Here is a 22,077-nt window from a genome sequence, read left to right on the forward strand (position 1 = left end):
TTTACAAGCCCAGTAGCGGATACAGATTACTGTGCGGGATGGCCAGCAGGCCACCCGCGCAGATGGCAATACCGTAAGGAATATCCCCCTTTGGCTCCAGCAACTTCTGAAGCCATGCCGGCATGACCGGCGTAAAGATTTGCAGGAATTGTCGCGCGACCAGAAGCAGGATCGTCAGAGCCCCGCCCGCCAGCGCCACATAGGCCAGAAACACCAGAAAGCCCTGAAAGTGGAACCACAGGGCCGTGGCGGCAATCAGCTTGGCATCACCCCCGCCCATAAACCTCAGGGCAAAGGCGACGATCCCCAGCACAAACGCCAGCACCCCAATCCCCAGATGCTCGGCAATGAACATCAGATCAGGCTTGAGCATCACCGCCACCGGCACAAACATCACCGCCAGTATGATCGACAGCTTGTTGGGGATGGTCATGGTGGTCAGGTCACTGACCGCCGCCCAGATCAGGCAGGCCGGAAAAATGAGCGCAAACAAAAGAGGCAGGGTCATGAGGCGTTCCGTTTTGGATTTACCTCACCTTTACCCAACAAACCTTGCTATCGCCCTAAGAGGTGCACATTAAAAAGCACCGGTACGGCTTTTGCCGCGCCGGTGCCGTCAAACCGCACTCAGAACCGTGTGCGGATACCCACCACGATATTGCGTCCTCTGAGAGGCGCCAGTCGTGAGATGAATGAGGTATGGTTGATCGCCAGTTCATCCAGCAGATTGGTGCCACGCACAAACACCTGATTGCTGAACGCCCCCGTACCAAAATCATATGCCAGGGTCGCATTGACCATGTCATAAGCTGCGGTTTGCGCTTCGTAGTCGCTGGCATGTTTTTGTCGGGCGACACGGATATATTCCACATTACCAGACCATGCGCCCTGATAGATATCGCTGCGCAGCCCGATACGACCGGGCGCTATACGCGGCAGATTCTCACCCTTATTCAGCTTTCCACGGACATAATCGCCGAAAAGCGTAACCGAAACACCCGGCGTAAAGGCGTGACGCACCTGCCCTTCAAAGCCGGTAAAACGGGCGTCGTCCTGCGTATAACGTATCAGACGGAAGTCCTCATGTGTATCCAGCGTGCGGGCATAGATATAGCCGTCATAATCATACCGGTAGGCGCTGGCGAAAAAGGTTGTGTCACCTGATGTCTTTTTCAGGGTCAGTTCGACCGATTTTGCCGTTTCTTCCTCCAGTGTCGCCGTTCCCAGTTCAAACGTATTGGTCGCCAGATGAATGCCCCGCGCATAGAGTTCTTGAACATGCGGCGCACGCTGCGAACGGCTAAGCGACACCGCCAGACTATAGCCCGGCTGGAAAGCCCAGCTTGCCGATACCGAGGCTGAAAACGGCTTATGTTCGGTGTCTGCACGGCCCCGTGCTCTGGCTTTTTGCCATTCCTGACGCACAGCGCCTTCAAAACGCAAATCCCCCCAGACATATTCCTCCAGCACAAACAGGGCGGTATTGCGGGTATTGCTTTCAGGGATGAAGGCCTCGGTGCCTGTGGCCTTGAAATCATTATCCGAGTTCTGCAAGCCAATCACGCCACGGAAACCGCCGATGGACTTATGCTGGGCCTCAAGGCGAATATCGTGTCCCTTATTGGTGAAGCGGGTGATGATCTCACCCAGATCGACTTCATCGTGGCGATAGTCGGTGAAACCGCCCCGCAGGCGAATAACCTCAACACCACCAAAAGGTTCACGCAACTCACCACGCACATCGATGCGCTTGCTCAGGAGGTCAACGACCGGCACATGTTTTTCATCGCCATGATCATGGTCGTGATCGTGGTCATCCCCGTCGTGATCATGGCCACCGCAATGCAGACTTGAGCCGTGCGGGTGGCAGCTTTCATATTCATGGCTATGACCGGGCAGGCCGTAATCGCTGCGCTTTTCCGTGTAGGCCGCCCCCAGATAGCCACGGCTACCGATCCATGAACCGCCAATCGTTGCGGTCTGGGTTTTGTTGAACGAACCCGCCAGACGGTCAAAGCCCTCGGCTTCGTGCGCATGGTCATGGTCATGATCATGGTCGTGGTCATGATCCGCTTCTTCATGTCCTGACGGCGTGTAGAAAGGTAATTTGTAATCCTTTGTATCCCATTTGGCCCCCTCGAGCCTCAGGGCAAAGGCACCAGAACCTATGGTCACACCGGCAACACCGGCCCGTTCCTTGTCTGCGCTTCCGAAACGCAGTTCAGCCTCACCGGCAAAGCCTTTTTCCGGTATTGCCGTCGGGATTTTACGATCCACCATATTGACCGCTCCGCCAATGGCCCCGCCGCCATAGATCAGGGCGCTTGGCCCACGCAGGATCTCAATCCCGTCCAGCAAAAGGGTTTCGCCCGATACCGCGTGATCGGGCGAAATGTCAGACGCATCGAGCAAGGTCACGCCATCGCTCAGCACCTTGACGCGTGGTGCCGTCTGACCGCGAATGACCGGACGGCTGGCGCCACCCCCGAACGTATCCGAACTGATGCCCGGTAATCCGCTAAGCGTTTCCCCAAGTGTGGCCTGACGTCTTTGGGCCAGACGGTCGCCACGCAACACGGCCACGCTCGACATCAGGCTACCGTCCGAACGCCTCAAGGGGTCTGCGGTGACAATGATTTCCTCGATAGTGCCATCGGCGCCGTATTCGATCTGATCCGCCGTTGCGGGGGTAATCAGGCTGACACTGGCGAGGGCCGACAGACTGACGGCGGCAAAAAGAATAAGCTTGCGTGACATGGCTTGAGGCTCCTGTTATGATTTGGCCAGCTATTATATTATAACATTACATCACTCAACCCCTGTCCTCACGATTCAAGGAATTATGTTCTGATGTCTGCTGCGCCTGTCTCTGCTCTCTTTCGCCATATCGAAACCTTGCAAGGCGATGCGCCTTGGGGCCGGTTTCTCGATGCGGGCACAGGAGTCAATTCAGCCCTTTGGGCCAGAGCACTTGAGACCACCGACTGGGTTGCCATTACAGGCGCAGAAGGTCACGCACGTCAGGTGCGCGCAGCGGTCGGTCAAGCCATGCGCCCGCAGGACCGGCTTATGGTTGGCAACTGGCAGGATGACACCCTGTTATCTGGCGAAGTGTTCGACACGGTAATCGCCGATTATCTGGTTGGGGCCATCGAAGGCTTTGCCCCCTATTTCCAGTCACAGATTTTCCGCAGACTGACGCCGCATGTCGGGCAACGCCTCTATATAGTGGGGCTTGATCCCTATATTGTCGGAGAGGTCAGCACTGAGGCCGGACAAATGGTGCGTGACATTGGCCGATTGAGGGATTCCTGCCTGCTGCTGGCGGATGAAAGCCCTTACCGTGAATATCCGGCCGAATGGGTGATTAATGCCGCTACTGACGCTGGTTTTGAAATCATGTCGGCCCAGAGATTCCCCAACCGCTATAAGGAAAAGTGGGTAAACGGCCAGCTTGATATGGCCGTGCGTCGCCTGCCAAAACTGCGCAACCCAAGCCTTGCGGCAGCGCTATCGGACGAAATCGAAGCCCTGCGCGAAAAAGGGTTGCGTCTATGCCGCGCAGAAAACGGCCTAAGATATGGGGCTGACTATGTGATCGCCTGTCGCCCCATATGCCCATGACCGTTTTCTGCCCCCTTAAAACCATATCAAATGTCAGGGCATAGGATCTCATCCATACCTTACGAACATGGATACCCAGTGGCACACTGAACGCTTATGGGTTATGTTCACCCTACGCCGTTTTTTCTCCCGAAGGTGCCAAATGATAAACACCGCGCTCGCCTGCCTGACGGTTATGGCCATGGCCGCCCTCCCGCCCATGGTTGTCATTGATGAAAAAGCCATTGAGACAACCGAGGCTAATCCGCACGGCAAAATCGGCAACAGTACCGCCTACCGCATCAGCGATCAGGCCCCTAAGCGCAACATGGAATTTCGCAAGCGCATCATCCATAAGGACGGCGCCATAGGCCTTCATGTCATTGACCATGACGAGGTCTATTACGTGCTGTCAGGCACTGGCGAAGTGAGCTCTGACGGGCAGACACAGATACTGACCGAAGGCATGGCCGCCTATCTTTATACCGGTGCCAATGTCGGCATCAGACAGATAGGTGACGAACCTCTGAGCCTGATCATTTCCTACCCTTTGGCTGAACGCAGACCCTGATCAGGTACCGGGCTTCATATAGGACACAGTTGGTCGCTCTCTATACGGGTGTTGGTGTAAGGAATGAGTTGTTTTACCAGGTCGCCATCTCTTAACCCAACTACATCGTCTATATAATACCCATATACGTAGCTTGAGGCTCAAATTTTGCCCACATTTCAGGGTACGAGACGGCTTGTAATTCGGGTTTTGCAATGGCCATGGCATTCCAATCCTTAAAACTGCACCGCCTTACCATTCACCCTGACATTTTCTGCGCGTAAACCGGTTACCGCCTCGACTTCCAGATTAGGCAGCTTCAGTTGCAGATCAATATTTTTCAGAGAGATGTCGCTGATGGTGGTCTGGCCGGGATTGGGACGGATGGAACCGAAACTGCCGTAACGTCCCTTGAAGCCACTTAAGGTCACACGACGGACCCGCGATTGCGGTGGCACTTCGCCCTTGAGATCGAAATATTGCGACCAGGGTCGCACCGTAATGATTGAGCCGCCTTCAGCATCGAGCGTCATGTTGCGTAGCGTAATGTCCTCATAGGTCTGAGGCGTATCGGGCCGGAGTTTCAGCACCAGAATATTAATACCGCCTATGACCCGACAGTTTTCGACAACGACATCACGCACCAGTGTCGCCTCGCTGCCGCAGGTAAAGACGCCATGGCCGCGTTTGAATGTACAGTTGCGGATACGAATATGCTCAACGGGAGGACTGGAGGTGTCCGAAAGGGCGTGTGGCCCCTTGGTACCCTTGGCGGCAATGCAGTCGTCAGTCACGGAGAAATAACAGCCGTCAATTGTGATGTTCTGACAACTGTCGAGGTCGATCCCGTCTGTACTCGGGGCCTGTTTGTAGTCATCAGGCACTTCAAAACGGGCATTACGTACCGTCACGTGGCTGCATTTATAAAGGTGCAGATTCCAGAACTGTGAGTCCTTGAACGTCACCCCTTCAATGGTGACGTTACGCGCATTCTCGATCAGCGCCAGACGGGCGCGCGGCACCCCCAGATTGGGGAAATTACCCGGATCAGGGGCAGCGTTTCTTAAGGCCCAGAACTTATCCCATATGGGTCTGCCATCGCCGTCAAACGTCCCCTCACCGGTTATTTTCAGGCCATGACAAGCATCGGCATTGATCAGGGCCGGATTGAAGGCGGGCGCAAAATGACCTTCGATGCGGGTGCGTTGCGGCGGGAAGTGACTGAGATCGGTTGAACACTTAAGCACCGCTCCCTTATCCAGATGCAGATTGACGCCGGGCTTAAGGAACAATGCACCTGAAACAAACGTGCCTGCGGGAATAACGACCGTGCCGCCGCCGTCGGCCGCCAATGCGTCAATGACGGACTGAATGGCACCTGTATTGACCGTATGGTCATCCGCAACCGCGCCCCGATCAGCAATGGAAATCCGTCGGCCCGGCGCGGCCTGCGCCAGGCCGGCACTCACGGTTCCGACGAGGGTCGCGGCGGTAAAAACACGGCGTGTCAAGGTGTGGGTCATGGCATTTACTCCTGTTATGTTCTTGTTTGCACTCAGCCCGCAGTCAGTTTTGGGGCTTACCGCTGCCTGACGGGAAAAGTTTCAGGTTATTCATATTCTGCGGCTGAAACCGCTTGCCTTGGGGACGCCTGCTGAGAAGAGGCGCGCAACACAGGTCGCGAGAAAAAAAGAGCGACGCGTAAAATATACAGACGGCGGCGGCATTAAGGTCGTTTCCTGAACTATTATATGGCCTGCCTTTAAGTGGCATGGTCCTGATCCCTGAGCTTATCTCTGCACATCCTGTGTCGCTTAGCAAGCCGGTCGTCATATGTGTTCTATGGCCAGCGGCCCGCTTAAGGCGGAGATCCGGTTTTTTGTTCAGCCGGCTCTATCAAACGGCGGGGATGCGCCGACTATCCGGAAAGTTACAAAAAATATGTCGGGATAAGCCGGTCTGATGCACCTTAATTACAGGGGGCAAGAGATCGGTCGGCTGATAGCTGCAAATTTTGTCACAAAAGGTCTTTAGGAGGGCGCACGGTTTGAGTATCTGTCGGAGGCAGGGCCGCGTGGAGCCGGGCAGACAAAATGAACACTGGGCTGATATTCAGGCGGCCACCCGCCGCTATGCCCTCAACCGGACGCGTCAGCCTGATCTGGCGGATGATATCGCCCAGCAGGCCGTGCTCGATGCCATCGAATATCAGCAAACGCACATCGTCATCAGCCTGCACGCTCTGGCGTTTCGCATCGCGGCTAATCTGATTAAGGGGCATTTCCGTCGCCTCAAGCCCAGCGATAACATAGAGCTTATCCCGGAGTTGGCCTGTAGCCAGCCCCTGCCCGATCGGGTCACCGAAGACCGCGCCGAGACCCGCGCCATGCTCAAGGCCCTGTCGCAGATGCCGCCATTGCGCCGTGATGTATTTTTACGTCGCCGCCTTGAGGGACAGAGCTGCGAAGATATTGGCCGCGCCCTGAAACTCAATACCAAGGCGGTGGAAAAGCACATTACCCGTGCACTGGTCGATTTACATGCGGCACGGCGTGTCTGGCGGGCGTCTGACGACCTCCGCCCAACAAGAAAAGAAAAAAATCCTGCAGAGGAGATGACCGGATGACCGGCAAGCCCGCCTTCACCACGCCTGTCGAGCAGGCGGCGGAATGGGTCGTCATTATGCGTGCCCCAACCGTAGAGCCGCATATAGAACGCCGTTTTGAGATGTGGATCGGGGCCGACCCTGAACACGCCGCGCTCTATGCCGATATGTGTGCCCTCTATGACGGCGAGCCTTTGGCGGAGGCGGCGCGACTTCAGCGGATTTCCGAGCGCAAGCTGGCCAATTCCTGGCGCATAGCCGCGGGTGTCGGTGGGGCCATTGCTGCGTCATGGGTGGCGGTCTGGAGCCTTTCCAGCCTTGGGGCCGATCAACTCATGCCCGTTAAGGACACGCCTCAGGAAAACGATTATAGCGCAAGCCTTAATACCGGCGCTGGCGAAACGCTTGAGATACCCTTACCCGATGGTTCCCTGATGATCCTGAGTGGTCAGTCATCCGTCAGCATCACCTATGCGCAGGACCGCAGAGACGTGGTTCTGGCGCGTGGTGAAGTGTGGTTTGAAGTGGCGTCCGAACCCGAACGTCCGTTTTACGTCACCTTACCCGAAACCGAGGTCAGGGTGCTGGGCACGGCCTTTAATATTGACCTTCTGTCAGATTACAGCGCCGAAGTGTCTGTCTATCGCGGGCAGGTGCAGGTTGACAACGGCGGGCGTTCGCATCGTCTGAGTGTCGGCGAACAAATCACCACGACAACGGGCGGCCTGAGCCTGACGCGGTTTGATGCCACAAGCCTGCCTGACTGGCGCAGCGGCTGGTATGAGGCCGAGGACGTTCCGCTTGAGCGTCTGATTGCCGAGGTCAACCGTTTTTCCCGTGTACCAGTACAGATTGACGATGCGACTCTGGCGGCGAAAACCGTTTCAGGACGCTTCAAAGTCTCTGATCCTGAAAGCGTTTTAAGTGGTATCGAAGCGCTTTACGACATCAAGATCAAACGCGGAAAAACCGTCATTTCACTGACAAATTCTCAGTAATTTCAAATCACTAAAAGCACATCGTTCATAAATAATTCATAATATTTTTTGTCGGGTGTCAGCGTACATTCGCACCTCTCCTGTATGCGGGGCCGACGGGGGCCGCGTTTATCGGAGACTTAAACGTGAATACGAAATTTAGACTTGTGCATGGCTTGTCTGTGCTGGCGCTGATGGCTGCGGGTGTGACCGCGCCGCTTATGGCTAGCGCCCAAACCCAGACCTCAGCCGTCCAGTCCTTTAGCATTGCCCCTAAGGACCTGTCGTCGGCTCTGAAGGATTTTTCCAAGGCCACAGGCCTTCAGGTCATGGCCGACACCGGCCTGTTGCGCGGCAAGCGCACCAAGGGCGTGTCCGGTGCCATGACCGCGCGTGAGGCGCTTAATCAGCTTTTGCAGGGCACCGGCCTGCGCGCTGATATCAGCAATGGCAATGTCATTGTGCGTATGGCGTCAGTACCGGTTCAGCAACCGGCATCCGCCACGCAAGAGGACGACATCGAAACCGTTATTGTGCGCGGCTACGGCAAGGCCATGCTGGATTCGCTTGATGACAAGCGCCGCAACAAGAACGTTTCCGACAGCGTTAATGCCGATGATATGGGTCGCCTGCCGGTCGAAAACGTTGCCGAAGCGCTGGCCAAGGTGCCGGGTGTCAATGCCGTGCGCGATTCCCGCACCGGCGAAGGCGACCGCATCACCGTGCGTGGCCTGTCGACCGAACTGAACAACTACACCATGAACGGCGTGAAAATGTCGGGTGCCGGATCACGCGACGATCAGTTCTACCGCGGGGTGCGCTTAAGCTTCCTGCCACCCGAAGGCATTTCCGGCATTACGGTTCACAAGACCATCATGCCGAACATGGACGGTGACGCGCTGGGTGGTACGGTTGAAATCGATACGCCGACCGCCTTCCACTATAAGCCCATGCACATTGGTGCGTCCGCACAAGCCTCAGTGATGGACAAGTTCGACAATCCGACCTCAGGCAAGGCGTCGGTGTCCTTTGGCCGTCAGTTCTCGGATAATCTCGGCCTGTTTGTCACCGCCTCCTACTCCAAGCGCAAGACCCGTTTTGAGGAAAACGGCGGCGACGGCGACAGCCAGCCGCGCAAGTGGTATTCCAATTCGGAAACCCTTGATGCCGATCTGAACGACTTTGTCTTCCGCGGCATGCAGATCGCTACCGGTGAAACCGAGATTGAACGAAAAGGGATCAACTCCTCGCTCGACTGGCGCGGTGACAACCATGATTTCCACCTGCGTGGCACCTATAACAAATATGAGGAAAAGGAATTTTCCACGCGCCTGAACTTCCGCAATGACACGGGGCAGTTCTCACGCCGCTTCACTCAGGTTGATCCGAACGACACCTCGCTTCGTCAACCGCATGAGATGATTATCGGTCAGGATGAACGTGGAAAAAACATCTATGGCTACACGACGGCTCAGATCATTGATCAACCGACCAAGGAGGTTGAAATTGATGGTAAAATTGTTCGGATACCGGACGGGGTAATTACCGATGAGGATATGACCGCCAACTCCCTCTACTCGCTGAATGGCGGCTCGGGGGTCTGGGACCCGCAGGGCTTCCGTCTGCGTCGTTTCTGGGAAGGCAGCTATTCGTCGGGCCTTCTGTCGTCGCTGAACTTTGGTGGTGAAAGCCGTTTCGGCAAGCTGACGGTCGATTATGACCTGTCGGTGTCGGAATCCGAAGATAAGGCTGACGGTGACTATGAGCTGGAATTCCGCAGCAATATGTACCACTGGCTCGGCAACAAGGGTGTAGGCGTCGATAATCGCGCCGATTCCCGTTATCCGAAATGGGTACTGAACGATGCGGGCATGAAGGCCGTGCATGATCCGGCCAATTACGCCTTTGCCGGTCTTGAGGCCGAGGTGTCTGCGGTTGAGGAAAAACTCACTCAGGCACAGGTCAATCTGCGCTATGACTTCGACCATTCATGGCTGAGAAACGTACGGGCTGGCGGTAAGCTCTATAAATCTGACCGCAACAAGTTTGAAGGTTCGTTCCTCAATCTGGATAATGACGGCACGCTGGCCGATTTCGCCCCCTATTATGGCGCTGAGGTCAACAGCCTGTTTGATGGTCAATATAGTGGCGATCACCGTCTGGGGATTGTACTGGACAATGACAAGATGCTGGCCGAACTCGGTCGCGCCACCGCAGGCACCAGCACTTTCTTTGACGGTGAAGCCCTGACGCCGGATGAGGCGAGCATTTCCGACGAGGACAGCTTCCGTTTTGAGGAAAAGGTCACCGCCGCCTATCTCATGGGTGAGGCACAATTTGACCGTCTGACCGTCATCGGCGGTGTGCGTGTCGAAAAAACCGAAAACACCGTCCGCGCCTGGACGATGGACCCCAAGGTCGGCAACCAGTATCATGAAACCGACAGCGACTTCACCAATGTCCTGCCGTCGGTTCATGCCACCTACAGCTTCCGGCCTGACCTTCTGCTGCGCGGGGCCATCTGGACAAGCTTTGCCCGTCCCGACATCGCTCGTATGAGCACCGCCGAAGAATATGGCTACAACACCGATCCGGATGGCGACGGCCAAGCTAATCCGACCGCTGACTGGATTCTGGTGGCGGTCGAAAAGGGTAACCCTGACCTGAAGCCGATGAAGGCGACCAATTTCGATTTGTCGCTGGAATGGTACAATGGCCGCTATGGGGCCTATTCGGTCGCGGTCTATTATAAGGACATCAAAAACTTCCTGTACCGCTCATCGTCTTCCAACATTCGTAACGGCACCGCCGGTGAAAACGAAGACCCGAACGGCGTCGTCATTACCATGCCGAACAATGGTAAGAAGGCCAATGTGCAGGGCATCGAGCTTAGCGCCCGTCAGATATTCCATTGGCTGCCCGCCCCGTGGGATGGTCTGGGGGTCTCGTTTAACGGCACCTTCCAGGAATCCGAAGCGGTTACCGGCCTGAGCTGGCACCCCGAAGGCTATAAGCTGCCGCTGATGGAGACGCCGAAACACGTCATCAATCTGGAACTGTTCTACGAAAAGAACGGCTGGGAAGGCTATCTGGCCTATAACCTTCAGTCGGAAATGCTGTCCGGTATTCAGGACTTTGGTAACGACCCTTACCAGCAGGACTATGAGTTCGTGGATATCCACCTGCGCAAGAAGCTGACGCAAAACCTCAGCGTCAGCCTGAGCGGTCAGAACCTGTTTGATAACCACACCTACTGGCTGTCCTACGGGCCGGGTACGGCCTCAAGCCGCGCCTTCACCAAGAACGGGCGCACGCTCTCGCTCAGCATGAACTGGGTTTACTAACCCCGACAGGAAGCCCTGTGCCATGCGCAGGGCTTTCGCATTTTACAGGATATATTATGCGTAAACCCTATTTCCTTCCGCTCTACGCCGCTTGTTTTCTGGCAGCGGTTTGCCCGTCCTTTGCTGTGTCACAGGAAAGCGCTCCGCCACTGGCGGCGGCCACCCTCCAACCTGAGCGCATCATTCTTAATCTGACGGCTGATCCACAACATGAAATGGCCATCACATGGCGCTCAGCCGCCGGTGCGCCTCAGGGTAAGGTGCAATTTGCCGTGTCCCAGTCAGGGCCGGAGTTTACAAAAAACACCACCGAAGTGTTGGCCCTTTCCGAAGCCCTGAGCCTCGATGTGCAGGAACAGGCCGGTTTTCAGGCCACCTACAATTCCGTGGTTCTCAAAGGACTTACCCCCGCGACACGCTATGTCTATCGCGTGGGCGATGGCACCCACTGGTCAGAGTGGTTCCAGTTTTCAACGGCAACCGCAAAAGCTGAACCGTTCAGCTTTGTCTATATGGGCGATGCGCAGAACGATGTGAAATCCCATGCCTCACGTGTCTGGCGCGAAGCCCTGCGCACAGCACCGGATGCCGCCTTCTGGATACATGCCGGTGATCTGATCAACCGCGCCACCAGAGACCGCGAATGGGGCGAATGGTTTGCGGCCGGTGATTTCATCCACGCGGAAACCCCGTCTTTGCCAACACCGGGCAATCACGAATATTCGCGCGGGCCGGTCTTATCGCCGCAGTGGCGTCCGCAATATACCCTGCCGGAAAATGGCCCCGAAGGTCGTGAAAAGCTGAAAGAAACAGCCTTTTACGTCGATTATCAGGGGCTTCGCATCATCTCGGTTGATGCCCCCTTACAGCATGGCGACGCCGAAGAACGCGCGGCCCAGACGGCCTGGCTTGAGGGCCTGCTGAAAGATAATCCCAATCGCTGGACAGTAATCTTCACGCACTTCCCGCTTTATTCGACCGCACCGGGCCGTGACAACATCCATATGCGTGATACGCTCAAGCCGTTGATCGATAAATACGGCGTCGATCTGGTGCTACAGGGCCACGACCACGGCTACGCACGCGGCAGCGACCATGATGCCAAGGACGCCGCCGTCTATGTGGTTTCGGTCTCAGGCCCCAAAATGTACGCCGTTGGTGACATAGACTGGGCCGACCGCAAGGCCTCCTATACGCAACTGTTTCAGGTGATCGACGTGGAAAACGACCGGCTGACCTACAAGGCCTATACGGCCGATGGTCAGCTTTATGACCAGTTTGAACTGCGCAAAAATGCCAGTGGCAAAAAACGCCGCATTGAACAAATTCCGTCCACGCCCGAATTCTGGGCACCGGGCAAACGCGAATAGCCACCCAAATATAACGGCCTGTCTCCACTATTGGAAACAGGCCGTTATATTTTTAAGTTTAGGCCGAAAGCTCTTTTCGGACGATATCGGCACCCGCCGACAGTGCCTGTAGCTTGCCTTTGGCCACGCGACGCGACAGGGGCGCCATGCCACAATTGGTACACGGATAAAGCTTGTCGGCATCTACAAACTGAAGGGCTTTGCGCAGCGTATCAGCCACTTCCTCTGGTGTTTCAATGGTGCGGCTGGCCACGTCAATGGCACCGACCATTACCTTTTTGCCGCGAATGAGCTCGATCAGATCCATCGGCACATGAGAGTTGTGGCACTCCAGTGAGATGATATCGAGGCTGGAGTTTTGCAGTTTCGGGAAAGACTCTTCGTACTGTCTCCACTCCGAACCGAGCGTGCCTTTCCAGTCTGTATTGGCCTTGATGCCGTAGCCATAACAAATATGCACCGCAGTCTCACACTTAAGGCCTTCGATGGCCTTCTCCAGTGTCGCAACGCCCCAGTCATTTACCTCATCAAAAAAGACATTGAAGGCCGGTTCATCGAACTGAATGATGTCGACACCGGCAGCCTCTAATTCTCTGGCTTCCTGATTGAGGATTTTCGCAAATTCCCATGCCAGCTTTTCACGGCTTTTGTAGTGGGCATCATAGAGCGTATCGATCATGGTCATCGGCCCCGGCAAGGCCCATTTGATGGGCTTGTCCGTCTGTTGGCGCAGGAATTTGGCATCCTCAACAAAGACCGGATTTCGGCGCGCCACCGCATCAACCACGGTGGGCACATTGGCATCATAACGGTCACGAATTCTGACCGTCTCACGTTTTTGAAAATCAACCCCATCAAGGTGCTCAATGAACGTGGTGACAAAATGCTGGCGGGTTTGCTCGCCATCGCTGACAATATCAATACCGGCCTGTTGCTGATCCATCAGGGCCAGACGCAGGGCATCCTGCTTACCCTCAACCAGTGCCTCACCCTGCAATTTCCATGGGGACCAAAGCGTCTCAGGCTCTGCAAGCCACGAAGGTTTAGGCAGGCTCCCGGCGGTTGAGGTAGGCAACAGTGTTTTCATGATAGGTAACCTAATGTTTTGTCAGATCAGGCGGCGTATTTCGCTGACCATTGTTCTAAAAGAGTCTGGTAGGGTTTGATAAAGTGCGCTTCGGCAAATCGTCCCTGTTCAACAGCCAGTCGGCTACGTTCTTCGCGATCATAAACCACCTGGGTCAGCGAATAATCCTGATGCTTCAGGCTGGGCTGATAGTGCGCACCCGCTACCGAATTGGCATTGTAAATTTCGGGACGATAGATCTTCTGAAAGGTGTCCATCGTGCTGATCGTGCTGATAAGCTCAAGATTGGTGTAATCACTGAGCAGGTCACCGATGAAATAGAAAGCCAGAGGCGCCACGCTGTTCGGCGGCATGAAGTAGCGAACCTGCAACCCCATTTCCTTAAAGTACTGGTCGGTCAGAGAATATTCGTCCTGCCTGTATTCAACCCCCAATACAGGGTGCTGATTATCCGTCCGCTGATAGGTTTTGGTATGCGAAACACTCAGGCATATGACAGGAGGCTTATTGAAATTGGATTTGTACGCATCTGAATTCAGGAAGCTTTTGAACAGTTTGCCATGCAAAACGCCATAGTCGTCCGGCGTGCTGAATGCGGACTGGGTCTTGTTGTGCTCAAGTAACAAGACGCTGAAGTCATAATCACGCACATAGGATGAGAAATTATTCCCGACAATGCCTTCAATGCGTTGGTTGGTTTTCCGGTCGATGATGTTCGTTTTCAATATTTCAATCAACGGGAAGGCATCATTATTGCCTTCAGCATCAATGTTCAGCTCAACGGAAATGATTTCCAGAGCGACCGTGTAACGGTCTCGCGCCGGATTATCCCAGTGCGCAAGCGCATTGAAACGATTGTCGATCATCCTTAAGGCATTGCGCAGGTTTTCCTGACGGTTATTGCCCCTCGCCAGATTGGCAAAATTGGTCGTAGCCCGCGTATTATCCGCAGGGTGATAATTCTCATCAAAAGGGAGGCTTTTAATGGTGAATTCAAACGCTTTGCTCATTGCAGTCTGGTGCCTTAATTTTTGAGATGAACCCAAATTTTGTTCTCTGAATGGATTGCAGTGACCCATACAGCATTTAATCCATGACAAAAAATGACTTGTTTTCACCAATCAATGAATTAGTGTCATCATATGTTAGACCTACAGCACCTCACCATTGTCCGTGAAATTGACCGTTCCGGTAGCCTGACTGCCGCCGCAGATCGGTTGAACCTGACCCAATCGGCGGTGAGCCATGCGGTCAGACGCTTCGAAGACCGCTTCGGTATATCCTTATGGGATAAGGCGGGTCGTGGCATTCGCCTGACTCAGGCGGGGCACTATCTGCTGGCGGTTGCCAGCCGCGTCCTGCCACAGATTGACCACGCCGAGCGCGTCCTGCACGAATTTGCTCAGGGACGTCGGGGGGCGCTACGCATCGGCATGGAGTGTCACCCCTGTCAGCAGTGGCTGACGCGCGTCCTCGATCCCTATCTGCGGCAATGGACAGAGGTCGATATCGATGTCACGACCGCCTTCCGGTTTGGCGGTATTGCGGCTTTGTTGGGCCATGAGATCGATCTGATCATTTCCCCCGATCCCATTGCGCACCCCAACCTCACCTTTGTGCCCGTATTCGACTACGAAATCATACTTGCGGTCGCCAGAAATCACCCTCTGGCCAGCAAAACCATTGCCAGCCCCTCAGACCTCAGCCCGGAAACCCTGATCACCTATCCGGTCGCCGTGGAGCGCCTCGACATCTTCACGCAATTCCTTGTGCCCGCCGGTTGTCGGCCCCAACGCCATCGCACTGTGGAAACCTCGGAACTCATGCTTCAGATGGTTGATGCCGGACGGGGCGTGAGCGCCATGCCGGACTGGCTTTTACAGGAGATGCCCTTAGGCGCGCGCGCCCATGCGGTCAGGCTGGGGGACAACGGTATCCCCAAAAGCATCCATGTCGGCCTGCGCACCGAAGACCTCACAGTCGCCTATATCGGGGGCTTTATCGATCTGGCCAAGGCGACAACACGCACATAACAGGGCCAGACCCTGCCCGCCGCGGCCCGCGACATGGCCGCCCCTTAAACTGTTTTATAGCCGTCAGATGGCGCAAGGTGCGCTCCAGATCAAACCAAACACTCATCGGTTTGTGTCGCGATCCTGCCGCCTTAATTCAGGCGCTAAATCCCGGTCTATGACGCCGCTGTCAATCAGGGGCGCTGCATCGATCTCACCGGCATCCAGAAGCTCTCCCAGCCTCTCAAGCCCGGCCAGAATCATTGCCTGCTCCCATGCTGGCAACTGGTTAAACCCTATTTTGAAACGCTTATGCAGCAAATCCGGCGCATTCTCCAACACCGCCCTGCCCTGTTCGGTAATGCGTAACACGACCTGACGTTTATCACTTGTCCCCCGTTCGCGCGTCACCAGTTTCGCCGCTTCGAGGCGATCAACAATATTGGTTACAGTCGCCTGACCGAACTGCAACGACGCAGCGACCGCGCTGGGCAAGGTTTCGCCGCGCTGTTCAATTTCCTGCAAAACCAGCAACTGTGACGGCGTCAGGCCTGTCACTGACGCAAGCTTTCGGCCCCCCTGATCGGCGGCACGCAATACCCGACGAATCGCCCGTAAGGCGGCACTTGTAATCGGCTGATCCATCAGGGTTGAATAGCAGAGTTGAACGGCATTTTCTCATTTTTTTACACCCGGTCATTATTCTTCGGAAACCGAACTACAATAGACTTTAACAGAGTCTCGCCTTAAGGCCAAAACCGGGCAAACCCGCTTACAATGCACGTCTTTCCTTGATATTTTCGGATTATTGGTATAGATACGCTTCGCTTAATGGCTGGGCAGAACACCAAAATAAGATTCGGAGAGCGAAGCATTACCGCCGATAATCACAGTTTCGGGCAAGCCACTACGCCTGTTTTATCCCCTGCCTCACAGCAGATTATCCTGCGCAAACCGGTCGCTGACGATGGTGCCGTGGTGACGGCTCTGATCGCGCAATGCCCGCCCCTTGATACCAATTCTGCCTATTGCAACCTGCTGCAATGCACGCATTTCGCGGGCACCTGTGTGCTGGCGGAACGCAAGGGGGAAATCATCGGCTGGATATCCGGCTATCGTCCGCCGGAAACGCCCGAACAGTTTTTCGTCTGGCAACTGGCTGTCAGCCCGTCCGCGCGTGGCGAAGGTCTGGCGATGCGGATGCTGGGTGCGCTTTTGCAACGCGCCGAACTGCGCGGTGTCAGTCAGCTTATTACGACCATCACGCCGGGTAATGCGGCTTCATGGGCCGTGTTTCACGCCCTTGCCCGCCGCTATGACGCCCGCCTCACTCACCACCCCCACTTTGAACGCGACGCCCATTTTGCCGGTCGTCATGACACCGAACATCTGGTGACTCTTATACCGGCATCTGGCGGCTTTGTATGAACGGCACAGGAGTTCCGATGACTATCCAACCCGAACCGAGCAAAACGATCCCCGACATTACCCTCTATGAACGTCGCGAATCCCGCGTGCGCAGCTACGCCCGCGCCATGCCGCGCCAGTTCAATCGCGCCGAAGCGGTGTGGATGTATGACAATAAGGAGGGGCGCTATCTCGATTTTCTGTCCGGTTGTTCCACCCTCAACTATGGCCACAACCATCCGGTGCTGAAACAGGCGCTGATCGATTATATCAGCGCAGACGGCATCACCCACAGCCTTGATCTGCATACGGACGCCAAGGCGACCTTCCTGAGGACATTTGAAAATCTGATCCTGAAGCCGCGGGGGCTCGATTACCGGCTGATGTTTACCGGCCCGACCGGCACGAACGCTGTCGAAGCCGCGCTTAAACTGGCGCGCAAAATTACGGGGCGTCAGAACGTCATCGCCTTTACCAACGGCTTCCACGGCATGACATTGGGGGCGCTGGCCTGCACCGGCAATGCCGAGAAACGCGGTGGCGCAGGCATTGCGCTCAATCACGTCAGTCACGAGCCCTATGACGGCTATTACGGCCCTGACATCGATACCGCCGCCCTGCTTGAGCAGCGCCTGTCAGACCCCTCAAGCGGACTGGATAGTCCCGCGGCCATTCTGGTGGAAACCGTTCAGGGCGAAGGCGGGCTCAATGCCGCGTCCAAAGGCTGGCTGCAACGCATAGCGGCCATCGCTAAGGCACATGGGGCCTTGCTTATTGTTGACGACATTCAGGCCGGTTGCGGGCGTACCGGTACGTTCTTCAGCTTTGAGGATATGGGCATCAAGCCTGACATTGTGACACTGGCCAAATCCTTGTCAGGCATGGGCCTGCCCTTTGCCCTGACCCTTTTCCATCCCGCACTTGATCAGTGGGAACCGGGCGAGCACAACGGTACGTTCAGAGGCAATAACCACGCCTTTGTCACCGCTACGGCTGCCCTGCGCCATTTCTGGGCTGATGACCGGTTTCAGGCCGATATCAGGCGTCGAGGTGACCTGCTGGCGAAGCAGCTTGAGCGTATGGCCGAGAGAAACGAGCTGACTACCCGTGGGCGCGGCATGATGCGCGGCATAGATGTCGGTTCAGGCGATATTGCTTCGCAGATTACCAAACGGGCCTTTAACAGAGGCGTGATTATTGAAACCAGCGGCCCGCACGATGAAATCGTTAAGGTGCTGGCGCCCCTGACCATTGACGATGACGTACTGGCCGCAGGTCTCGATATTCTCGGGGACTGCATCGACAGCGTTCTGGCTACCCATCTGACAGTTGCAGCTGAATAAGGGGCGCAGAACACATGATTATTCGTAAACTCGATACGATCCGCACATCTGAGCGCAACATTATTACCGACGGCTGGGAAAGTGCGCGCCTGCTGCTCAAAGATGATGGCATGGGGTTTTCTTTCCATATCACCACCATGTACGCCGGAAAGGAATTGCGGATGCACTACCGCAACCATCTGGAGTCGGTGTTTGTCCTTCAGGGCGAAGGCACGATCGAAGATCTGGCGACCGGTGAGGTGCATGAGTTGTCCCCGGGTACGCTCTATGTGCTGAACAATCATGACCGGCATATCGTCCGTCCGAGAACCGATATCGTCACCGCGTGCGTGTTCAATCCACCGGTGACGGGTCGCGAAGTGCATGATGACACCGGCGCCTATCCGGCAGAGACGGATCTTGTGTCCGCCAAACTGGCGACCACGGACTGAAAGAACTATAAAATGACCCTGGACTATTATCCCTCCCGCTGCCGCCCACAGCCGGAAAAGCTGCCGCGCCATGACCGCGTGGTTCACAGCGAGTGGCACCCCGATGCGCCGCTCACGCGTGCACAGGCCGAGCAGTTCGAACGTGACGGCTATCTGGTGCTGGAGAACCTGTTTGCCGCCGAAGAAATCGAGGCCTTACAGGCCGAGACGGCCGGTTTGCTGGCCGACCCCACCCGCCTTGAGCCCCAGACCATTATCCGCGAACCGGCCTCAGACGAGGTGCGCTCGATTTTTCGCATTCACACACAAAACCCGCTGATCAGACGACTGGCGGAAGATTCCCGTCTGGCCGGCATCGCGCAGTTTCTGCTGAATGATCAGGTCTATATTCATCAGTCGCGCCTGAACTACAAACCCGGCTTTCAGGGTAAGGAGTTTTACTGGCACTCCGATTTTGAGACCTGGCATGTTGAGGACGGGATGCCACGGATGCGGGCCTTGTCCATGTCCGTACTGCTTGCGGAAAACACACCGCATAACGGGCCGCTGATGCTCATTCCGGGGTCGCACAAAACCTTCCTGACCTGCGTCGGAGAAGCGCCTGAGGATCACTACCTGTCCTCCCTGCGCAAGCAGGAGTACGGCGTGCCGGACGATCTCAGTCTGGCCGAAATGGTTGAGCAGCACGGCATTGTCGCCCCGACCGGAAAGGCGGGCACCGTGGTCATTTTCGATTGCAATATCATGCACGGCTCAAACGGCAATATCACGCCCCTGCCCCGTGCCAATGCCTTTATGGTCTATAATGCCGTGTCAAACCCTTTGCAGGCACCGTTTGGTGCCCCTGCACCGCGGCCTGAATTTATTGCCACCCGCCATCCAGAACCGATAACGCCCGTCACCGGCGCGTTAAAAGAAACCGCTCCGGCATAAGCACGCCGCAGGGGGCAGCGAACTGAGGCAGGCCGCATAAAACTAATGCCCCCGCAGCGGGCTATGCTGCGGGGGCATGGTGTTTAGAAGGGTTTCTGCAACTGGAAGGTTGTGGCGGAAGAGGTTTCCTTACCAGCGGAACGCCATCCGACCTCAAGGCCCAGTTGCCAGCCTGACGGCAGGGTCAGCTCAAGGCTTGGCGTGATGAGGTATTGCTCCCTCGCCCAGCCCCGGGTCGCCAGGCTGTAATAGGCCGGCCCGGCGATATCCGCATAATCCAGTCGCTGATCGGCGCCATCAGCGAACTCATGCTGCCACTCTGTCCGCAGACCCGTCTTGATCAGACCATAGGATACCTCGTGTTCGTATGAGCCTCTGAAGCCCAGAACACCCGTGAATGAGCGTAAGGCACGTTCATCGAAACGCAGGTCATAGATACCGGCACCCTGTTCACGATAGGCATCCAGCGAGCCGGTCATATATTCACCGCGGCTGTAAACCGACCAGAACAACGGCCCGCGCTTGCGTTCAAAGCCTACAGAAACCGCACCGGTGGTAAAGGAGCCATCGCGCTCACCCCGTACCGTCAGGTTCGTCGTGGCATCCGTCCGGCGCGTATCGAAGTTGAGACGGCCGTGCAGGAGTACCGCATCGACAAAGACGTCAGAGCTGAGTGAGTAGCTGCCGTAAACCGCGACGATTTTTGACTCACTGCTGACATGTGCGGCGCCGGCGGCGATCCGGCTGCGGTCACTGCCGAAGCCGAGACCCGCACCGACAATCAGCCCGTCCCGGATCTTGCGATCCATGCCGATGCTCAGGCCGCTGGTGCTGGCACTGATCTTCGACCGGTCTGACAGGGCGTCATAGGTGCTCAGATCAATCGTACCGCCAACCCAGACCGCAAAGCGGTTAGCGCAACGCTCACCACCAGCCGACGGTGCAGAACCCCCAGATGACGGGGTGTTGGCATTTGCGGCCATTTGGCCCGGCAAGGGCTGTTGGTCCTCACCCCGGGCATAGCGGTCATCCTTCAGATATTCCGTGTCACCTTCGTACCGCGGACCCTGAGGGCGTGACTGTGCCGACAACTGCACCGTGCTGCCTGATGCGCCACAGTCCTGACCATGCAGGCTCTCGGCCCGACGCATGAAGTTCGCGACCTGTGCCCGTGAGAAACGGCGAGCGGTTTCGACCTGCGCATCACTGATGGCACGCACCGCCGGATCAGAAGACGGATCAGGTCGGGCCGTGACATTGGCCGTAATCATCGCTGGAGCGGATTCACCGAAGGCATTGCGGAGCGTATAGGCCACCGCGATGCTGCCGCTGAAGCGCGCCTCAGGCGTGATCTCCATACGATAGGTGCGGTTGTTGGCCGCGCCACCTTCTACGATACGTACCGTAACGGCATCCTCAGGGGTGACGCTGACGATAGTTGCGCCCGTGAAAGGCCCGTCAGTGGCCCCCTCGGTCAGTTCAACCGCCACCGTCTGACCGTCAATGACCGTCACCGTGCGCGACGCCGCCGTAGGGGTCGTGCCCTGAACCTCGATCATAACCGTGGCCGGGTTTGAGGTACCCCCAGGGCCAATCGCGACAAACTGGAAGCTGTCTGTGCCCTGATAGTTCGCCTCAGGTGTATAGACCGCAACAATCTGCTCAGGGGCGCTGAGGCTGGACATGGCCAGCGCTACCGCCGGAAGGCCACCCCCCTGCACCGCCGGTGTACGTATCAGGATCACCGTGCCATGCTGAGGCTGCGTAACGATCTGGATATCGTCATATTGCCCCTGAACCAGTTCGGACAGGTTCATATTGACGCTTTCACCGGCCTGCGTGCTGGTATTGGCAGGCACAGAGGTTGTATCCGGATCGACCACCTCAGGTGCCGGTGGCACAGCAATGCTCAGGCTATAGATAAACTGCGCCATCGCATTATTGGCATCCGTGACCGTAAGGGTGAAATTATAGCTGCCGTCTGTTTCAGGCACGCCACTGATAATACCCGTGCCGGCATCTAGTGTCAGCCCGTCAGGAAGCGCACCGGAGGTCACCGCAAAGCTATAGGGCCCGACGCCACCGGAAACAGACAGCGTCGTGCTGTAGGCTTCGTTGGCAATACCCGCAGCAAGCGCACCGGATGCAGGTGTTGCCACCAGCAATGAGTCACGCGTTACATTCAGCGTATAGGTACGAAGCGTCGTGCCGTCTTCGGCGGTTACCACCACAGGGATGGCATTGAGGCCAACGTTAAGCGGGATGGCTGCCGAGGTCTGACCGGAAGCCACCGTCGTGCCATTGACCGTCAGGGTAGCGTTGGCATCTGCTGCCGCTGGCGTCAGGGTCAGGCTGGTGACGGTATTGGCCACCGTGGCGCTGTAGCTGGTCGTGCCGGACGCAAAGGCCGGTGAC

Annotated in this window: 18 protein-coding genes; 11 read left to right on the forward strand and 7 right to left on the reverse strand. The window is 56.3% G+C overall.

The features are described from left to right. Position 1 precedes the first annotated feature (1 nt). Together E5201_RS00560 and E5201_RS00565 are read right to left on the reverse strand one after the other, a co-directional pair. Positions 2 to 508: an A24 family peptidase gene (locus tag E5201_RS00560; protein ID WP_140984054.1), complete on the reverse strand. Its 507-nt coding sequence runs from the start codon at positions 506 to 508 to the stop codon at positions 2 to 4. A 119-nt stretch (positions 509 to 627) separates the two neighbouring features. Continuing rightward, on the reverse strand, positions 628 to 2,757 hold the full coding sequence (locus E5201_RS00565) for a TonB-dependent receptor domain-containing protein (RefSeq protein WP_140984055.1): 2,130 nt from the start codon (positions 2,755 to 2,757) through the stop codon (positions 628 to 630). A gap of 93 nt (positions 2,758 to 2,850) precedes the next feature. Here E5201_RS00565 and E5201_RS00570 point away from each other — a divergent pair, with 93 nt between their 5' ends. Both E5201_RS00570 and E5201_RS00575 read left to right on the forward strand, forming a co-directional pair. Continuing rightward, the gene (locus E5201_RS00570; protein WP_219993529.1) at positions 2,851 to 3,624 is read left to right on the forward strand and encodes a hypothetical protein; all 774 of its coding nucleotides are present in this window, start codon (positions 2,851 to 2,853) and stop codon (positions 3,622 to 3,624) included. Positions 3,625 to 3,766: 142 nt separating this feature from the next. Then, positions 3,767 to 4,174: a cupin domain-containing protein gene (locus tag E5201_RS00575; RefSeq protein ID WP_246050342.1), complete on the forward strand. Its 408-nt coding sequence runs from the start codon at positions 3,767 to 3,769 to the stop codon at positions 4,172 to 4,174. 215 nt (positions 4,175 to 4,389) lie between these two features. On the opposite strand, the gene E5201_RS00580 is transcribed toward E5201_RS00575, so the two are convergent. Then, positions 4,390 to 5,676, reverse strand: coding sequence for a glycoside hydrolase family 28 protein (locus E5201_RS00580; RefSeq protein WP_140984056.1), 1,287 nt, complete (start codon positions 5,674 to 5,676; stop codon positions 4,390 to 4,392). 524 nt (positions 5,677 to 6,200) lie between these two features. Between E5201_RS00580 and E5201_RS00585 the strand changes: the two genes are divergently transcribed. The 4 genes from E5201_RS00585 to E5201_RS00600 all read left to right on the forward strand — a co-directional run bounded on the left by E5201_RS00585 (position 6,201) and on the right by E5201_RS00600 (position 12,449). Next, positions 6,201 to 6,779 carry an RNA polymerase sigma factor gene (locus E5201_RS00585; RefSeq protein ID WP_181404494.1) on the forward strand — a complete coding sequence of 193 codons (579 nt, stop codon included), beginning with the start codon at positions 6,201 to 6,203 and terminating at the stop codon, positions 6,777 to 6,779. Next, positions 6,776 to 7,756 carry a FecR family protein gene (locus E5201_RS00590; protein WP_140984058.1) on the forward strand — a complete coding sequence of 327 codons (981 nt, stop codon included), beginning with the start codon at positions 6,776 to 6,778 and terminating at the stop codon, positions 7,754 to 7,756. The genes E5201_RS00585 and E5201_RS00590 overlap by 4 nt, the downstream gene beginning before the upstream one ends. A 125-nt stretch (positions 7,757 to 7,881) precedes the next feature. Further along, positions 7,882 to 11,079, forward strand: a complete 3,198-nt coding sequence (locus E5201_RS00595; protein WP_246050343.1) for a TonB-dependent receptor — start codon at positions 7,882 to 7,884, stop codon at positions 11,077 to 11,079. A 56-nt stretch (positions 11,080 to 11,135) separates the two neighbouring features. Beyond that, positions 11,136 to 12,449, forward strand: a complete 1,314-nt coding sequence (locus E5201_RS00600) for a purple acid phosphatase family protein (RefSeq protein ID WP_140984059.1) — start codon at positions 11,136 to 11,138, stop codon at positions 12,447 to 12,449. Between the two features lie 58 nt (positions 12,450 to 12,507). Here E5201_RS00600 and E5201_RS00605 read toward each other — a convergent pair whose 3' ends face one another. Both E5201_RS00605 and E5201_RS00610 read right to left on the reverse strand, forming a co-directional pair. Beyond that, positions 12,508 to 13,536, reverse strand: coding sequence for a methionine synthase (locus E5201_RS00605; protein WP_140984060.1), 1,029 nt, complete (start codon positions 13,534 to 13,536; stop codon positions 12,508 to 12,510). 26 nt (positions 13,537 to 13,562) lie between these two features. Then, positions 13,563 to 14,546, reverse strand: a complete 984-nt coding sequence (locus tag E5201_RS00610) for a DUF1852 domain-containing protein (protein ID WP_140984061.1) — start codon at positions 14,544 to 14,546, stop codon at positions 13,563 to 13,565. 132 nt (positions 14,547 to 14,678) lie between these two features. Here E5201_RS00610 and E5201_RS00615 point away from each other — a divergent pair, with 132 nt between their 5' ends. Beyond that, positions 14,679 to 15,569 carry a LysR family transcriptional regulator gene (locus tag E5201_RS00615; protein WP_140984062.1) on the forward strand — a complete coding sequence of 297 codons (891 nt, stop codon included), beginning with the start codon at positions 14,679 to 14,681 and terminating at the stop codon, positions 15,567 to 15,569. Positions 15,570 to 15,671: 102 nt separating this feature from the next. Here E5201_RS00615 and E5201_RS00620 read toward each other — a convergent pair whose 3' ends face one another. Further along, positions 15,672 to 16,193 carry a MarR family winged helix-turn-helix transcriptional regulator gene (locus tag E5201_RS00620; RefSeq protein ID WP_140984063.1) on the reverse strand — a complete coding sequence of 174 codons (522 nt, stop codon included), beginning with the start codon at positions 16,191 to 16,193 and terminating at the stop codon, positions 15,672 to 15,674. Between the two features lie 186 nt (positions 16,194 to 16,379). On the opposite strand from E5201_RS00620, the gene ectA reads away from it, so the two are divergent. The 4 genes from ectA to thpD are packed head-to-tail and all read left to right on the forward strand — an operon-like array spanning position 16,380 to position 19,662. Continuing rightward, positions 16,380 to 16,976, forward strand: coding sequence for a diaminobutyrate acetyltransferase (gene ectA / locus E5201_RS00625; protein WP_181404495.1), 597 nt, complete (start codon positions 16,380 to 16,382; stop codon positions 16,974 to 16,976). Positions 16,977 to 16,993: 17 nt separating this feature from the next. Continuing rightward, positions 16,994 to 18,298 carry a diaminobutyrate--2-oxoglutarate transaminase gene (gene ectB, locus E5201_RS00630; RefSeq protein WP_140984064.1) on the forward strand — a complete coding sequence of 435 codons (1,305 nt, stop codon included), beginning with the start codon at positions 16,994 to 16,996 and terminating at the stop codon, positions 18,296 to 18,298. Positions 18,299 to 18,312: 14 nt separating this feature from the next. Further along, on the forward strand, positions 18,313 to 18,729 hold the full coding sequence (locus E5201_RS00635) for an ectoine synthase (protein ID WP_140984065.1): 417 nt from the start codon (positions 18,313 to 18,315) through the stop codon (positions 18,727 to 18,729). Between the two features lie 12 nt (positions 18,730 to 18,741). Beyond that, complete coding sequence (gene thpD, locus E5201_RS00640; RefSeq protein ID WP_140984066.1) at positions 18,742 to 19,662, forward strand: ectoine hydroxylase; 921 nt, start codon at positions 18,742 to 18,744, stop codon at positions 19,660 to 19,662. An 83-nt stretch (positions 19,663 to 19,745) separates the two neighbouring features. Here thpD and E5201_RS00645 read toward each other — a convergent pair. Then, positions 19,746 to 22,077 (reverse strand): autotransporter domain-containing protein (locus E5201_RS00645; RefSeq protein ID WP_181404496.1); only part of this gene is annotated, 2,332 nt, incomplete at its 5' end.

The sequence above is a fragment of the Asticcacaulis tiandongensis genome, from assembly GCF_006475605.1.
Taxonomy (GTDB): Bacteria; Pseudomonadota; Alphaproteobacteria; order Caulobacterales; family Caulobacteraceae; genus Asticcacaulis; species Asticcacaulis tiandongensis.

Bases quoted from the DNA above. Each gene is read 5' to 3' on its own strand.
- E5201_RS00610 (WP_140984061.1), bottom strand. From the start codon at position 14,546: ATGAGCAAAGCGTTTGAATTCACCATTAAAAGCCTCCCTTTTGATGAG.
- E5201_RS00580 (WP_140984056.1), bottom strand. From the start codon at position 5,676: ATGACCCACACCTTGACACGCCGTGTTTTTACCGCCGCGACCCTCGTC.
- E5201_RS00575 (WP_246050342.1), top strand. From the start codon at position 3,767: ATGATAAACACCGCGCTCGCCTGCCTGACGGTTATGGCCATGGCCGCC.
- E5201_RS00590 (WP_140984058.1), top strand. From the start codon at position 6,776: ATGACCGGCAAGCCCGCCTTCACCACGCCTGTCGAGCAGGCGGCGGAA.
- E5201_RS00560 (WP_140984054.1), bottom strand. From the start codon at position 508: ATGACCCTGCCTCTTTTGTTTGCGCTCATTTTTCCGGCCTGCCTGATC.
- E5201_RS00600 (WP_140984059.1), top strand. From the start codon at position 11,136: ATGCGTAAACCCTATTTCCTTCCGCTCTACGCCGCTTGTTTTCTGGCA.
- E5201_RS00635 (WP_140984065.1), top strand. From the start codon at position 18,313: ATGATTATTCGTAAACTCGATACGATCCGCACATCTGAGCGCAACATT.
- E5201_RS00570 (WP_219993529.1), top strand. From the start codon at position 2,851: ATGTCTGCTGCGCCTGTCTCTGCTCTCTTTCGCCATATCGAAACCTTG.
- ectA (WP_181404495.1), top strand. From the start codon at position 16,380: ATGGCTGGGCAGAACACCAAAATAAGATTCGGAGAGCGAAGCATTACC.
- ectB (WP_140984064.1), top strand. From the start codon at position 16,994: ATGACTATCCAACCCGAACCGAGCAAAACGATCCCCGACATTACCCTC.
- E5201_RS00620 (WP_140984063.1), bottom strand. From the start codon at position 16,193: ATGGATCAGCCGATTACAAGTGCCGCCTTACGGGCGATTCGTCGGGTA.
- thpD (WP_140984066.1), top strand. From the start codon at position 18,742: ATGACCCTGGACTATTATCCCTCCCGCTGCCGCCCACAGCCGGAAAAG.
- E5201_RS00605 (WP_140984060.1), bottom strand. From the start codon at position 13,536: ATGAAAACACTGTTGCCTACCTCAACCGCCGGGAGCCTGCCTAAACCT.
- E5201_RS00615 (WP_140984062.1), top strand. From the start codon at position 14,679: ATGTTAGACCTACAGCACCTCACCATTGTCCGTGAAATTGACCGTTCC.
- E5201_RS00565 (WP_140984055.1), bottom strand. From the start codon at position 2,757: ATGTCACGCAAGCTTATTCTTTTTGCCGCCGTCAGTCTGTCGGCCCTC.